The sequence below is a fragment of the Candidatus Cloacimonadota bacterium genome, assembly GCA_021734245.1.
Taxonomy (GTDB): Bacteria; Cloacimonadota; Cloacimonadia; order Cloacimonadales; family TCS61; genus B137-G9.
Genome location: JAIPJH010000080.1, coordinates 1 through 15,307, shown reverse-complemented (window position 1 = coordinate 15,307; position 15,307 = coordinate 1). Strand labels below are relative to the sequence as shown.

The window sequence follows — 15,307 nt, the reverse complement described above, 5'->3', positions numbered from 1 at the left end:
CGCAGCCGGTCAACTCATTTCTCAATAAATATTTTTTGGGCACTTTTTCGCCATTTTTAGAAGAATTTGTTCTATTTTTCAAGCACTTAGCTCATTATTTTTGTGGTTTTGGATGTTTTTTGCCGAAACTTGGGGTAGATCAATAACCTTGCTCAAATTTGAAAAAATTTTTCTGAATGGGCTGCATAACTTTTAGGCTCACGGTTATTGTTTTGTAACAAATATGAGATCCTTTTTTCAGTCTAATAATTACCGAACCAGACAGAATAATCATCTACTATCTGATAATTTGGGGATTTCCTATCAATAACTTTTAGATCGGCCAGCGGAAGTTTAAATCTTTTCTTATCTGAAACTCGAGTTACTCTCACAATCAAGCCAACATAATCAGCAAATATTGGTTCAATAGCATGCACATTAAAAATATCTGTTTATGATGGTTTTGTTTTTTTCAATTTTTCATACTCTTTTGCATCTCCGGGACCTAAAACATAATATTCTTCCCATTGAAAGTCGTCGATACCGGTCGTTTCAAACGGAAATGTTAACTTTTTATCCAGTAACGCTTTGTAAATTTTTAGTGTTTGTTTTCTTACTCTTATGTTTTTTTTTCTTTGGGAAAAACGCTTGCTATTCTTTTTTCCTGCTTTTCAAAATCTGAATCCATAAGATTTCCTTCGTTATAATCTAATTATCTTTTCAACAATTTTTAAAGAAAATATAAATAATTCATTTGCAGATTCTGGATTAACAGATTAAGAGAATATTAATTCAAAAGAAGATTATAAATCTCTTTCGTATAGAAAAAAATTAATATTCATAATAAGATATAAATTTTCTAATAACCACGTACCCTTTTCAGGATTTTGTCCTGAATGTTCTGGGGAACTTTTTCGTGTTTTAAATATTCCATTGTGTGAACTGCACGACCTTGCGAAATGGAACGCAGTTTTGTAGCGTAACCGAAAAGTTCGCTCATGGGAACTTCAGCAGCAATTTCCTGCTTCTGATTCTGCGAGCGGATATGTTCCACTTTACCGCGTTTAGAATTGATATCTCCAATAACTTCACCTACAAAATCCGGCGGAGTTATCACATTCACTAACATTATAGGTTCCATTATGGTGGCTGTCTTACGAGATTTTTTCAGAGCATCATTCACAGCCATAGAAGTAGCAATGCTGAAAGCTGTATCGCTTGAATCTACTTCGTTGAATTTGCCATCGATCAACTCAATTTTAACTCTTTCAACCGGACTGCTCATCAGCGGTCCATCCTGGCAGGCATTCATTGCACTTTCTTCGATCGCCTTCCAATATTCTTCTGGAATTACATCCGGTGAAACAGAATTTACAAAAATATTTTTCTCTCCCGGTTTCAAGTCGGAAAGTTCTAAAGGAATTAATCGTACTTTAACAATTGCATAATGTCCTTTGCCGTTCATTTCCCTGATCAGTTCAGCGTAGCCTTCCACAGGATTTTCAATAGTTTCTTTATAAGTTACATGTGGATTCCCTACATTGGCATGAACACCAAACTCACGTTTCAAGCGATCTACGATAATCTCCAGATGCAATTCGCCCATTCCGGAAATAAGAGTCTGCCCAGTTTCTTTATGTTGATAAACTTTGAAGGTTGGATCTTCTTCGGTCAATTTGAATAAACTTTCTTCCAGCAGATCTTTATCTGCTTTGGTTTTGGGCTCGATAGCAACCGCGATCACAGAATCGGGGAAAGTGAGTTCATCTAACAACAATCGGTAATTTATCGTGGTCAGTGTATCACCGGTTCGAATATCTTTAGGACCTACCAGAGCTGCAATATCTCCAGCATGAAGTTCTTGTTTGTCTTTCTTTTTGTTGGAATGTATCTGCAAAATGCGGGAAACACGTTCTTTTTTTAAAGTTCTTTGATTTTCGATCGTGGCACTGCGTTTTGTGGTTCCCGAATAAACCCGCACATAAACGAGTTTACCTACATATTTATCGATCTGGATCTTAAAAGCATAAGCTGAAAATTTTGATGTAAAATCAGGAATAACTTCTACTTCTTCACCTGTTTTTTTATGGTGTCCGATTGGGGCTGGAACATCCAATGGTGAAGGTAAAAAATCTGTAATTGCATCCAAAAGAGTTTGTACTCCGGTATTTTTGAGAGCAGAACCGCATAAAATGGGAACAAATTGATGAAAGCGAGTAGCTTTGCAGATAGTTTCGATCAGAAGTTCCGTTTCGATCTCTTCTTCTTCCAGATACTTCATCATCATTTCATCATTATATTCGGAAACATGCTCAACTAATTGATTTCTGGCATCTTTTGCCTGCTGAAGATAATCATCTGGAATTTGTTTTTTAGTGTAGCTTACTCCCATAGTTTCCTGATCGAAGTAAACAGCTTTCATGGAAAGCAGATCTATCACACCTTCAAAACAATCCTCTTTACCGATTGGAATCTGGATTGGTTTTGCATTTGGTGTAAGACGGTCATGGATCATATCGATAACGTGATCGAAATCTGCACCGGAACGATCCATTTTGTTTACAAATGCCAGGCGCGGAACTTTGTATTTGTCTGCCTGATGCCAGACAGTTTCGGATTGTGGTTCCACTCCACCAACTGCACAAAATACACCAATAGCTCCATCCAATACTCTTAGCGATCTTTCTACTTCAGCAGTAAAATCTACATGACCGGGAGTATCGATAATATTGATCTGTTTATCTTTCCAGAAACAAGTAGTTACAGCAGATGTGATGGTGATGCCGCGTTCTTTTTCCTGCGCCATCCAGTCCATTACGGCGTTGCCGTCGTGAACCTCACCCATTTTATGAATGATGCCGGTATAGAACAACATCCTTTCGGTTGTAGTTGTCTTACCGGCATCAATATGTGCCATTATGCCAATGTTTCTTATTTTACGTAAGGCTTCTCTGTCTCTGTTTCGTATCGCTGATAAATCACTCTCTTTTGACATAATGAAATTCTCATTAAAATCTGAAATGAGCAAATGCTTTGTTTGATTCCGCCATTTTATGAACGTCTTCGCGTTTCTTTATACTGGCTCCTTCCTTTTTGTATGCTGCCAGTAATTCGCCTGCCAAACGTTCAACCATGGTTTTCTCGGAGCGTGCACGAGCATAGCTGATGATCCAGCGGAAAGCCAAAGCTTGAGCGGTTTTTGGTGTTACTTCTGTGGGAACCTGGTAGTTCGATCCACCAATACGGCGAGAAACAACTTTGATGAGCGGTTTCACGTTGTCCACAGCTTGATAAAATACATCCAGTGGAGGTTCATTTGTCTTTTCTCCCAGAATATCGAGTGCATCATAAACGATTTTTTCTGCCAGGCTTTTCTTGCCTTTTTTCATCACTGTGTTGATGAACTGACTGAGAATGATGCTTTTATATTTTGGATCGGGAAAAACTTCTTTTTCCATTTGTCTGCGTCTTCTTGACATTCCAGTTCCTCCTACTTGGGTCTCTTGGTTCCATATTTGGAACGAGATCTTGTTCTGTTATCAACTCCTGCTGTATCAAGAGCACCACGAACGATATGATATCTTACACCAGGTAAATCTTTTACCCTGCCACCACGTACTAACACAATACTGTGTTCCTGAAGGTTGTGACCTTCTCCAGGAATATAAACTGTAACTTCTATGCCGTGAGTTAAACGAACTCTGGCAACCTTTCTCAGAGCTGAGTTAGGTTTCTTTGGTGTGGTTGTGTACACACGAGTACAAACACCACGTCTTTGAGGGCAAGCTGCAAGAGCTCTGTTCTTTTTGCTCTTCTCAACTTTTTTTCGCCCTTTTCTTACCAATTGATTAATTGTAGGCACCTTTTTCCTCCATCTTTTCTATCTGCATGAAGTTCAATTAGTCTTCATGCTTAGAAATCAAGTATTTCTTCTAGATCTTCCTCTTCTTCTGAATGAGCCATCTCCTTGATGATATCACCGATAGATTTTCCTTCATCAACAGCCTTCTTAACCGTCTGGTTATAGAATTTCGTTCCTGTTCCGATTGGAATTCTATGACCAATAATTATGCTTTCTTTCAGACCTTCCAGATCATCTACACGGCCTTCAATAGAAGACTGTGTAAGCACTTTCGTGGTTTCCTGGAATGAGGCTGCGGAAAGCCAGCTGTCGGTAAGAAGCGAAGCCTTGGTGATTCCCAATAGAAGTTGCTCAAAGGTAGCTCCTTCGCCACCCTCTTCTTCGATTCGTTTGTTCTCTTTCATTACCTGATTTCTATCTACGATTTCTCCTTCCAGGAACATTGTGTGTCCCGGATTGAGAATTTTTAGTTTTTTGAACATCTGGCGAATAATTACACCAATATGTTTGTCATCGATCTTAACACCCTGTTTACGATATACTTCCTGGATTTCTTCCAGAATTAGCTTCTGAGCAGATTTAATACCCTTTGCTTTCAGGATATCATGCGGATCGAGAGGACCATCGGACAAGGCGTCACCATTATCTACTTTATCGCCTTGATGTACAATGATACGTTTTCCTGGTGGAATCACATATTTCTTCTCTGTATCATCGTCTGCCCGTACATAAATAACACGGCCAGATTTTGTGAGATCTCCAATAGAAACAATACCTTTAATTTCGGAAAGGATTGCTTTTTCTTTGGGAACTCTGGCTTCAAACAGGTCTTGCACCCGTGGCAAACCACCAGTAATATCACCCTGTTTTACTGTGATACGAGAAGATTTTCCTAAAATATCTCCAGGATGAACATAAACATCGTTGGCTATTTCTACGCTGAGACCTGTTGGGATGGGAACAAGAACTTCATTGTCTCCATCGACGATCTTGAATTGAGCCTGCAGTTTTCTGTCTTTAGACTCAATGATCGTAATCTCACGAGAACCGGTCAATTCATTAAATTCTTCTTTATAAGTTACGTCTTTTATGAAATGTTCAAATTTCAATTTTCCTTTGGCTGTAGCAATAAGTGGATTGTTGTAATGGTCCCAACTGAACAACTTGGTGTTGTTCACTACTTTCTGACCATCTCGAACATAAACAGTTGCTGCATATTCCACTTTGTAATTTTCCAATTCTTCCTTGGTTTCTTCATCAAGAATTAAAATTCTTCCCAAGTGACTGATAGAAACCAGCTCATCGGAGCGATTTACTACAGTATTCATTTTTTCAAATTTAACAATACCATCATAGTTGGCTACAACTTCTGCCAGGTCTACGTCTGTACTGGCAGTACCACCAATGTGGAATGTACGAAGTGTAAGCTGAGTTCCAGGTTCACCAATACTCTGAGCTGCTATCACTCCTACAGGTTCACCAATTGTAACTGGTTTATTTGTACCCAGATTTCTGCCATAGCATCTGGCACAAATACCTTTTTCACTGTCGCAGGTAAGAACTGTTCTGATCTTAACTGTATTTATACCATGGTTCTGGATAGTATCAGCCATTTCATTTGTGATCTCGGAATTTGCTTCCACGATGATTTTATCTGTTACCGGATCTATGATATCTTCGGCTGTTGTTCTTCCTTTGATTCTTTCAGAAAGAGATTCTACAACTTCCAAACCTTCCTTAAGAGCAGATAACTCCAGGCCTTCGATGGTTCCACAATTTTCTTCCACGATCACTGCATTCTGAGCCACATCAACCAAGCGACGAGTCAGGTAACCGGCATCTGCAGTTTTCAGGGCTGTATCTGCCAATCCTTTACGCGCACCGTGAGTAGAAATGAAATATTCCAATACAGTAAGGCCTTGCTTAAAGTTAGATTTGATAGGAGTTTCGATAACTTCTGCCACACCTTCGGACAGGTTTCTGGAAGGTTTATCCATCAAACCACGCATAGCTCCCAGCTGTTTAATTTGATCTTTACCACCACGAGCACCGGAAATATACATCATGTTGATGGAATTGAAACCTTCCTGGTCAGCATGAAGTTCATTCATCAAAACGTCTGTAACTCGGTCGGTAGTGATCTTCCATTTATCAATTACACGATTATATCTTTCTGTTTCTGTAATTTCACCATTCAAATAACTGGTGATGATCTTTTGAACTTCTTTTTCTGTTTTATTAATTATTTTGTCTTTATCTTTGGGAGAGATAACGTCGCTGGCACTGAAAGTAATACCTGCTTTGGTTGCATATTTGAATCCGAGTTCTTTGATCGAATCCAGAAATTCAGCTGTTCTGAACTGACCAACTGCTTCATAACATTCCATCGCCAGATCATTGAGTTTGCCTTTGGTAAAAGTAACATTTTTAAATGGAATTTCTTTTGGCAGGATCTGGTTAAAGATAACTCGTCCAACAGTAGTAGTAATGATCTTCCCATCGATCAGAATATTTATCCATGAGTGAATATCAAGATCAAGTTTATCCTGATTTCCTTTTTTTAGAGCTTTTGCTTCTCCCAGTTCATAAGCAAGCAGCAATTCTTCCGTAGAAGAGAAATGTTTCAGTTTCACACCTTCTTCAGGTGCTTCAGTTTTTAGAACTGTGAGATAGTAATTTCCTAAAACGATATCCTGATTAGTTGCCATTGCCAATTTTCCGCTGGCAGGAAGCAACAAATTCCTGGTAGAAAGCATCAAAATGCGTGCTTCCATCTGAGCTTCGTGAGAAAGCGGAACATGAACTGCCATCTGGTCACCATCGAAGTCTGCATTGTAAGGAATACAAACCAGAGGATGAAGCTCGATAGCTTTTCCTTCCGTAAGAACCGGCATGAATGCCTGAATACCATGTTTGTGCAAGGTTGGTGCTCGATTCAAAAGAACAGGATAATCCTGGATTACTTCTTCCAGAATTTTCCAGATTTCCGGTTTCTGTTTTTCGATCAGTTTTTTGGCAGTTTTAGCTTTTTCAGCTTCACCCATTTTTTCCAGTCTTTCTATGATGAAAGGCTTGAAAAGCTCGATAGCCATTTCTTTGGGAAGTCCACATTGATGAAGTTTCAGGCTTGGGCCAACAGTAATAACTGAACGTCCGGAATAATCCACGCGTTTTCCCAATAGATTCTGACGGAAACGACCTGATTTTCCTTTGAGTTGATCGGCAAGTGCTTTCAAAGGTCTGTTTCCACGGCCTTTTACAGGACGTGATTTACGAGAATTATCGATAAGAGCATCTACAGCTTCCTGCAGCATACGCTTTTCATTTCTCAGAATAACTTCTGGAGCATTGATGTCGATAAGTCCGCGCAGACGGTTGTTTCTGGTGATAACTCTTCTATATAATTCATTGAAATCTGCAGTAGCAAAGCGTCCGCCTTCCAACTGAACTAAAGGACGTAAAGTTGGTGGCAGCACAGGAAGCACTTCCAGAACCATCCACTCGGGCTGGTTGCCAGATTTACGGAAAGCATCAACTATTTTTAGTCGCTTAATAGCTTTCTGTTTTTTCTGAACAGAAGTTTCCATCTTGATGATTGTACGAAGATTCATTGCTTCATCTTCCAGGTTCAGAGCTTCCAGAATTACTTTTACTGCTTCTGCGCCCATCAGGGCTTCAAAATCTTCACCCACGCGATCGCGAATTTCATAATATTCATCTACATCAACCAGATCTCCGATTTCATAATCGCTGTCTCCGGGATTCAAAACGATGAAAGATTCATAATATAGAACTCTTTCCAGTTTTGTAACCGGCATATCCAGCAGCGTTCCAATAACGCTGGGCATACTTTTTACGAACCAGATATGTGCTATCGGCACTGCCAGTTCGATATGACCCATGCGAGAACGACGTACGCGGGAAGAAGTTATTTCTACACCACAACGATCGCAAACGGTATTTTGGAAACGCTTTTTCTTATATTTCCCGCAGCTACATTCGTAGTCTTTTTCGGGACCGAAAATTCTTTCGCAGAAAAGACCGCCCTTTTCTGGTTTTAAAGTTCGATAGTTGAGTGTATCAGATTTGATCACTTCTCCATAACTCCATTCGCGAATGGCATCGGGAGAAGCTATTTTGATCCTAACTTTATCGTAATTTTCTATTCTTTTGTCTCGTTTAATTTCTCTGATCAATTGTAACCTCCACTATCATTCTTTATCAGCTAAAAACTCAACGTCGAAACAGAGAGATTTTAGTTCGCTGACCAATACGTTGAACGATTCCGGAATTCCGGGTTTAGGTGGATTTTGCCCGCTGGTAATTGCTTTAAAAGCATTAGTTCTTCCATCCACATCGTCACTTTTGATAGTTAACATTTCTTCCAGAAGACGAGAGGCACCGTAAGCTTCCAGAGCCCAGACTTCCATTTCTCCCAATCTTTGTCCGCCGTGCTGAGCTTTTCCACCCAGAGGTTGCTGTGTAATAAGGGAGTAAGGACCAGTTGATCTGGCGTGCATCTTGTCGGCAACCAGGTGATTAAGTTTAAGCATGTACATCACGCCAACTGTTACCCTTTCTCTGAAAGGTTCACCGGTTTTTCCATCATATAGCACCTGTTTTCCATCCACAGGAATCTTTGCCTTTTTCATCTCGGAAAGTATATCATTATTTGTAGCACCGTCGAATACGGGAGTTTCGGCATTGAAGCCCAGAATTCTGGCTGCCATTCCCAGGTGAGTTTCCATGATCTGTCCAATATTCATACGGGAAGGTACACCCAGCGGATTCAGAATAATATCGACTGCTTCACCGGTTTCCATAAATGGCATGTCTTCGATAGGACTGATACGTGAAATAACACCTTTGTTACCATGACGGCCAGCCATTTTATCTCCAACTGCGATCTTACGTTTCTTGGCGATATAAACTTTTACCATTTTACGAACGCCGTAAGGAAGCTCGTCGCCGTGCTTCAAACGTTCCTGAGCTTTCTTATAAATATTGGTGCTTTCTTCTTCTGCTTTTTTTACTTTCAGGATAACTTCATTGTATATCTTTTGATTAGCTTCCAGATCATCAACCAGATCATAATCGAGGTTAATGCGCTTAAAGTTGATCTTTTTCAGATCTGCTTTTGTAAGTTTCTTGCCGGAAGGAACAAAGAACATATTGGTTTTGGAATCCACAATATTCTTGGCAACTTGACCGATCAGGATTTCTTCCAGGTTGGTTTTCAGGAAATCTGCGATGCGTTTTATGCGTTCGTTTTTTTCCTGCTTGATGCGATATAATTCTTCCTGTTTTCTTTCCTGTTCTTCGACCTCGTCGATACCTTCTAAGCGTGAGAAAACTTTCACATCGATAACAACACCTTCCATTCCCGGTTTTGCTTTCAGTGAACTATTGGTGAAATCACCAGCACGATCTCCAAACAGAGCTCGCATCAGGTTTTCCTCGGGAGATGGATCGATATCTACATTTTTAGGAGTTATCTTTCCAACGATAATATCGCCGGCTTTTACAACAGAACCAACTCTGATGATACCTGTTTTATCGAGGTTTCTAAGCGATTTGGTAGGAACGTTTGGAATATCGTAAGCCAATTCTTCCTTACCGTTTTTCATGTTTCGCACCAGAACTTCGTGCTCTTCGATATAAACCGAAGTAAGCATATCTTCGCGCGCTACATTTTCACTCAGAATAATCGCATCCTCATAATTGTAGCCATACCAGGGCATGAAAGCAACCAGCATGTTCCTGCCAAGAGCAAGACGGCTTTCGGCAATAGCAGGCCCATCTGAGAGGATTTGACCTTTTTTAACTTTCTCACCAATTTCTACAGTTGGTCTTTGATTGATGCAGGTATCCTGATTTGATCGAGCAAATTTCTTCAGATAAACTCGATTTTGTGAACCGAGATCTAAAATGCTGTCATCTGGATTTTTACGTTTAATATCAATATAAGAACTTGTTACACTTGTAACAGTTCCATCATACGGTGCAATTGCCACCACGCCGCTGTCATGTGCCACGATGCCTTCCATTCCTGTTCCTACAGTTGGAACTTCAGGACTAATAAGTGGAACTGCCTGACGCTGCATGTTTGAGCCCATCAAGGCTCGGTTTGCATCATCGTGTTCCAGGAAGGGGATCATCGCTGCGGAAACAGAAACTATCTGTTGCGGAGAAACATCCATGTATTGTACGTCTTCCGGTTTTACTTGCAGGAATTCACCACGATTTCTGGCGAACACAAGTTTATCTACGATCTGCATATCATCGTTGTATTTTACATTTGCCTGCGCAATAGTATTTCTTTCTTCATGGAAGGAATCCAGGAAATCGATCTGCCTGGTGATCTTTCCATTGTTCACTTTGATGTAGGGCGTTTCCAGAAAACCAAGACTATTGATCCTTGAATACATTGCAGGTGAAGATATCAAACCAATATTTGGGCCTTCAGGAGTTTCGATAGGGCAGATACGTCCATAATGAGAATAGTGAACGTCTCGCACTTCGAAACCGGCACGATCTCTGGTAAGTCCGCCAGGTCCCAAAGCTGAAAGTCTTCTCATATGTGTTACGGCCGTCAGTGGATTAGTTTGTTCCATAAATTGAGAAAGCTGTCCTGTAAGGAAGAAAGATTGTACAACAGCAATTAAAGCATTACTATTTATAAGATCATGGATCGTAACTTCATCAGGATTGGCAATAGACATTCTTTCCACACAGGTTCTTGCCACGCGGGAAAGTCCGATATTAAATTGTTCTTCCATCAATTCGCCGACCGTTCTAACACGACGATTCGCCAGATGATCGATATCATCGATTACATCTTCATCTCGATAAACCATGATCAATCTCTCGATGATCGCGATGAAATCTTCTCGCGTTAAAATGTGAATAGCAGGATCGATTTCCAGATCGAGGCGGGTATTCAATTTATGACGTCCAACTTTTCCCAGATTGTATCTTCTTTCGTTGAAGAACATGCGATTGAAAAGCTCTAAAGCAACTTCAAAAGTTGGTTCTTCACCCGGTCGTATCAGAGTGTAAATTTTCTTGAGTGCTTCTTCCTGATTTGTAGTTTGATCTTTGGCAATAGTTTGTTCTAAAATCTTTCTAGTAATTTCAGATTCAGGTTTGATGACAGAGATGGTTTTTATTTCAGCATCTGTCAATTTTTCAATTTCTTCATCACCAATTTCTGTACCGGCGTCAAAAACAATTTCACCGGTTTCTTTATCCATAACATCACTGGCAAAAAATCTTTCCTTGGCATCTTTTACTTTAATGTTTTCTTTCTGATAAAAATAATTTCTCAGATCGTCATTTGTGGAAAGGCCAATTGCTCTCAGCAATATAGTGGCAGGAAGTTTACGTCTTTTGTCTATAAGCACGAACATTGCATCATAACTGTCCATGGTGAATTCCAACCAGGAACCGTTATAGGGGATTAATTTAGCTGAATAAAGTGTCTTACCACTGGCATGTTTTGTTTCAGAGAAAAAGATACCTGGAGAGCGATGCAATTGACTGATGATCACTCTTTCGGCACCATTGATGATGAAAGTACCACGTTCGGTGATGAGAGGGATCTCTCCCAGGAAAACATCCTGTTCTATCGTGCTCTTGATCCTTTTTTCACCGGATTCTTTCAGAACTTCTTCATCAAAAATATTCAGGCGCATTCTGGCTTTTACAGGAGCCTGATAAGACAAATTTCTTTCTATACATTCATCGGTGGAATATTTTTCTTTTAAAACAATATAATCAATAAATTCCAGGTGATAAATGCCTTTTTGATCTTCCAGAGGAAAAATAGAGGTAAGAACTGATTGCAGTCCCTGTTCATCTCTTTTTCTTGGATGAGCATCTTTTTGCAGGAAGTCGTTAAATGAATCTACCTGCATGGCAAGCAGATTGGGAATCTCGACTTCAGGAAGACCAATGCTTTCAGCTTTTTTACTTATGCGGGAATAACTTTTAATTTTCAAAAGCGTCTTCTCCTTTCGCGTAAAAAGCGGATTTTCGCTTTAATTTCATTATATAATAAATAAACGGAACGGAAGTGAGCAAAATTTGCACACTTCCGTCGAAATTAACCAAATTATTTGATTTCTACTGTTGCTCCAGCTTCTTCAACCTGAGCTTTAATTTGCTCAGCTTCTTCTTTTGATACGTTTTCAACGATGGGGTTTGGAGCGCCATCAACTAATTCTTTTGCTTCTTTAAGACCAAGTTTTGTGATAGCTCTTACTACCTTGATAGCTTGGATCTTCTTAGCACCAGCACCAGTTAACATTACTGTAAATTCAGTTTTTTCTTCAGCTTCTTCAGCTGCAGGAGCAGCACCAGCTGCGGCAACAGCTACAGGAGCTGCAGCAGTAACACCAAACAATTCCTCGAGTTCTTTCACAAGTTCAGAAAGTTCGATAACTGTCATTTCTTTAATGATATCAATAACTTGTTGTTTTTTATCAGCCATTTTATCCTCCACAGATATATTTAATTTTTTTCTTTTTCTTTGGCTACGGCATCAACCGCATATACAAATTTTCTTAAAACGCCATGTAGAACACCGACCAAGCCTGAGATAGGAGCGTTGAATCCCTGCAGAACCATAGATAGAAGAGCTTCTTTGCTTGGTAAATCTGCTAATTGGTTCAATTTATCAACGTCCATCACTTTGCCGGCTACGAATCCAATTTTAAACTTTGGAAAGTCTTTTTCTTCCATGACCTCTTTATTGAATTTCTTCAATTCACGTGCAGGTGCTACTTCATCTTCTTTACAAGAAGCCACTGCAGTTGGTCCGACCAGATAAGAATCCAGTTCTTTAATGCCAAGATCATTCAAAGCAATTTTAATGAATGTGTTCTTGGAAATGAAATAATCAACTTCTGCATTTCTGAATCTGTTACGAAGTTCATCAACTTCTTCGATATTAATTCCTTTGTAATCAACCAGGACGATCGATTTGGCATTTTCCAGTCTTTCTTTAATTTTCTGTACTTCTTCAATTTTATATTGTTGTGCCATATCTCTCTCCTACTTCTTTGCTTCTAGTGTTACCGATGGGATATCAAGTTTTATTGCAGGGCCCATTGTGGAAGTGATTGCAATACTTCTGATGAAAATTCCTTTAAGAGCTGCAGGTCTTTCACGCATGATAGCAGCAATAATTGCCAGAAGATTTTCTTTCAATTGTTGAGCTTCAAAACTTATTTTTCCTGCTATTATGTGCAGATTTGAAAACTTGTCTACACGATAAGTAACTTTTCCACCTTTTGAATCGTTCACTGCCTTTTCAATATCCATGGTCACCGTGCCTACTTTTGGATTCGGCATAAGACCACGAGGTCCGAGAACACGTCCCAAACGTCCAATTTTTCCCATTAAATTTGGTGTAGCAATTACAACGTCGAATTCCATCCAGCCGGACTGGATCTTCTCTACGTATTCATCTACGCCAACATAATCGGCACCAGCTTTTTTCGCTTCTTCAGCTTTGTCACCTTCAGCAAAAACCAGGACTGTTACCTGTTTTCCACTTCCATGTGGTAAAACCAGAGAGTTTCGAATCTGTTGATCAGCTTTTCGAGGATCGACCCCAAGATTCATATGAACTTCTACTGTCTCATCAAACTTCGATGTCGGAAAGCTTTTTAATATTTCTACTGCTTCCGTCAGTTCATAACGTTTCGTTTTGTCGATCATCGATTGAGCTTTTCGGTACCTTTTACTAGCCATTTACACTCCTTTTTCGATAATCTCCTGCTTTCAATATAGATAATTTGGAAGTATTAATCTACTACTTCCACTCCCATATTTCTTGCAGTACCTTCTATCATACGCATTGCACCGCGCAGGTCGTATGCGTTTAGATCTACCATTTTCATTTCAGCAATCTTTTTTACTTGTGCTTTGGTAATCTTTCCAACTTTTTCTATATTTGGAACTCCAGAACCTTTAGCAAGACCGGCTTCTTTTTTAATCAGCACGGCTGCTGGTGGTGTTTTGATGTAGTATGTATAAGATTTATTTTTCTTAACATAGATAACAACTGGAAAGATCATGCCTGGTGAATCTTTTGTTTTATCATTGAATGATTTACAAAATTCACCAATATTAATTCCAGCCTGGCCTAACGCCGGTCCTACAGGAGGTGCCGGAGTAGCTTTTCCGGCTGGAAGTTGAAGTTTTACAACTTGTACTGTATCTTTAGGTTTTGCCATATTCTCCTCTTACTACAGAATTTCGATCTGATCTGATTTTACTTCGACAGGTGTAACACGACCAAAAACTGTTACTTTTACTGTAAGTTTCTGCTTGTCTTCACTCACTTTGTCGATTACACCATCAAAGTCGCTAAATGGGCCGGATGTGATTTTTACCATATCTCCTGGCAGGAAGTCAAAATCTTCTGTTTCAGATTTATCACGATCTGAAATTCCCAGAAGTCGATTGATCTCAGCTTCGGAAAGCGCAATGGGTTTTTTTCCATGTCCCAGGAAATGCGTTACTCCTGGCAAGCCCACTACAAAAGAGATAAATTCCGGTGTCAGGTCAGCTTCTATAATAATGTAGCTGTTAAATAATTTCTTTTCTCGTTCTACTTTTTTCCCATCTCGGATATGAAAGGTCTTTTGAGTTGGAATCAGGATTTGTCCTAAATTCTTTTCCAACTTTGTACCTTGCGTACCTTTTTCTATAGCTTCTTTGATCTTGAATTCGTGGGAAGCGTAAGTATGAACGACATACCAATTCATGATAATCCCTTTCTTAACCCAATAACAGGTTTCGAATTAAAAATCCGAAAGCTGCATCGACTAATGATAAGAAAACAGCTACGATTGCAGACATCAGAATAACTACGGTAGTACCTTCTTTAATGTCGTCTCTGGAAGGCCAGTTAACGTATTTCATTTCTGAATAAACACTTTTGAAAAAATCTGTAATTTTTTTGAACATATTTATCTCGCTTAAATTTATGGCAGGCCCGGCAGGACTTGAACCCGCAACCCCTGGTTTTGGAGACCAGTGCTCTACCAATTGAGCTACAAGCCTGCAAACTAATTTCTATCTGGTTTGTTTATGCTCAGTATGCTTTCTACACTTAGGACAGAATTTTTTGAAAGTAACTCTTTCAGGATGAGTTCTTCTGTTCTTCTTAGTTGTGTAGTTTCTATTTTTGCATTCTTCGCAAGCCAGGATAATTATTTCTCTCATCAGAAAAAGTCCTTATTTATTCTTGGATATCGCCAACAACGCCGGCACCGATAGTTCTTCCACCTTCGCGGATTGCATAACGAAGACCTTTTTCCATTGCGATCGGGGTAATCAGTTCTGCCTTGATCGATACTTTATCGCCTGGCATTACCATCTCCACGCCTTCGGGAAGGGTCAAGGTTCCGGTTACGTCGGTTGTTCGGAAATAGAACTGTGGTCTATATCCACTGA

General features: G+C 39.7%; 14 protein-coding genes and 1 tRNA gene. All 15 read right to left on the bottom strand.

Annotated features, from left to right (window positions below; genetic code table 11):
• Positions 1-242: 242 nt before the first annotated feature.
• On the bottom strand, positions 243-416 hold the full coding sequence (locus K9N40_10830) for a calcium-binding protein (GenBank protein MCF7814961.1): 174 nt from the start codon (positions 414-416) through the stop codon (positions 243-245).
• Between the two features lie 422 nt (positions 417-838).
• The gene (fusA, locus tag K9N40_10825) at positions 839-2,974 is read right to left on the bottom strand and encodes an elongation factor G (GenBank protein MCF7814960.1); all 2,136 of its coding nucleotides are present in this window, start codon (positions 2,972-2,974) and stop codon (positions 839-841) included.
• Between the two features lie 13 nt (positions 2,975-2,987).
• Positions 2,988-3,458, bottom strand: coding sequence for a 30S ribosomal protein S7 (gene rpsG, locus K9N40_10820; protein ID MCF7814959.1), 471 nt, complete (start codon positions 3,456-3,458; stop codon positions 2,988-2,990).
• Between the two features lie 11 nt (positions 3,459-3,469).
• Positions 3,470-3,841, bottom strand: a complete 372-nt coding sequence (gene rpsL, locus K9N40_10815; protein MCF7814958.1) for a 30S ribosomal protein S12 — start codon at positions 3,839-3,841, stop codon at positions 3,470-3,472.
• Between the two features lie 50 nt (positions 3,842-3,891).
• Positions 3,892-8,037 (bottom strand): DNA-directed RNA polymerase subunit beta', encoded by a 4,146-nt coding sequence (gene rpoC, locus K9N40_10810; GenBank protein MCF7814957.1) that lies wholly within the window; start codon positions 8,035-8,037, stop codon positions 3,892-3,894.
• Positions 8,038-8,052: 15 nt separating this feature from the next.
• Entirely contained in the window at positions 8,053-11,757 is a 3,705-nt protein-coding gene (gene rpoB / locus K9N40_10805) for a DNA-directed RNA polymerase subunit beta (GenBank protein ID MCF7814956.1), read from the bottom strand.
• Between the two features lie 197 nt (positions 11,758-11,954).
• Entirely contained in the window at positions 11,955-12,332 is a 378-nt protein-coding gene (rplL, locus tag K9N40_10800) for a 50S ribosomal protein L7/L12 (GenBank protein ID MCF7814955.1), read from the bottom strand.
• 20 nt (positions 12,333-12,352) lie between these two features.
• Positions 12,353-12,886 carry a 50S ribosomal protein L10 gene (gene rplJ, locus K9N40_10795; GenBank protein MCF7814954.1) on the bottom strand — a complete coding sequence of 178 codons (534 nt, stop codon included), beginning with the start codon at positions 12,884-12,886 and terminating at the stop codon, positions 12,353-12,355.
• A gap of 9 nt (positions 12,887-12,895) precedes the next feature.
• On the bottom strand, positions 12,896-13,597 hold the full coding sequence (gene rplA / locus K9N40_10790; protein ID MCF7814953.1) for a 50S ribosomal protein L1: 702 nt from the start codon (positions 13,595-13,597) through the stop codon (positions 12,896-12,898).
• Positions 13,598-13,650: 53 nt separating this feature from the next.
• Entirely contained in the window at positions 13,651-14,082 is a 432-nt protein-coding gene (rplK, locus tag K9N40_10785) for a 50S ribosomal protein L11 (GenBank protein ID MCF7814952.1), read from the bottom strand.
• A 12-nt stretch (positions 14,083-14,094) separates the two neighbouring features.
• On the bottom strand, positions 14,095-14,616 hold the full coding sequence (gene nusG, locus K9N40_10780; GenBank protein MCF7814951.1) for a transcription termination/antitermination protein NusG: 522 nt from the start codon (positions 14,614-14,616) through the stop codon (positions 14,095-14,097).
• A gap of 13 nt (positions 14,617-14,629) precedes the next feature.
• Positions 14,630-14,818: a preprotein translocase subunit SecE gene (gene secE / locus K9N40_10775; GenBank protein ID MCF7814950.1), complete on the bottom strand. Its 189-nt coding sequence runs from the start codon at positions 14,816-14,818 to the stop codon at positions 14,630-14,632.
• Positions 14,819-14,838: 20 nt separating this feature from the next.
• Positions 14,839-14,914, bottom strand: a tRNA-Trp gene (locus K9N40_10770).
• 12 nt (positions 14,915-14,926) lie between these two features.
• Complete coding sequence (gene rpmG / locus K9N40_10765; GenBank protein ID MCF7814949.1) at positions 14,927-15,076, bottom strand: 50S ribosomal protein L33; 150 nt, start codon at positions 15,074-15,076, stop codon at positions 14,927-14,929.
• Positions 15,077-15,092: 16 nt separating this feature from the next.
• A partial coding sequence (tuf, locus tag K9N40_10760; protein ID MCF7814948.1) for an elongation factor Tu occupies positions 15,093-15,307 on the bottom strand: 215 nt, incomplete at its 5' end.

Bases quoted from the DNA above. Each gene is read 5' to 3' on its own strand.
- fusA (MCF7814960.1), bottom strand. From the start codon at position 2,974: ATGTCAAAAGAGAGTGATTTATCAGCGATACGAAACAGAGACAGAGAA.
- rpsG (MCF7814959.1), bottom strand. From the start codon at position 3,458: ATGTCAAGAAGACGCAGACAAATGGAAAAAGAAGTTTTTCCCGATCCA.
- rpoB (MCF7814956.1), bottom strand. From the start codon at position 11,757: ATGCAGGTAGATTCATTTAACGACTTCCTGCAAAAAGATGCTCATCCA.
- rplL (MCF7814955.1), bottom strand. From the start codon at position 12,332: ATGGCTGATAAAAAACAACAAGTTATTGATATCATTAAAGAAATGACA.
- rplJ (MCF7814954.1), bottom strand. From the start codon at position 12,886: ATGGCACAACAATATAAAATTGAAGAAGTACAGAAAATTAAAGAAAGA.
- rplA (MCF7814953.1), bottom strand. From the start codon at position 13,597: ATGGCTAGTAAAAGGTACCGAAAAGCTCAATCGATGATCGACAAAACG.
- rplK (MCF7814952.1), bottom strand. From the start codon at position 14,082: ATGGCAAAACCTAAAGATACAGTACAAGTTGTAAAACTTCAACTTCCA.
- nusG (MCF7814951.1), bottom strand. From the start codon at position 14,616: ATGAATTGGTATGTCGTTCATACTTACGCTTCCCACGAATTCAAGATC.
- secE (MCF7814950.1), bottom strand. From the start codon at position 14,818: ATGTTCAAAAAAATTACAGATTTTTTCAAAAGTGTTTATTCAGAAATG.
- rpmG (MCF7814949.1), bottom strand. From the start codon at position 15,076: ATGAGAGAAATAATTATCCTGGCTTGCGAAGAATGCAAAAATAGAAAC.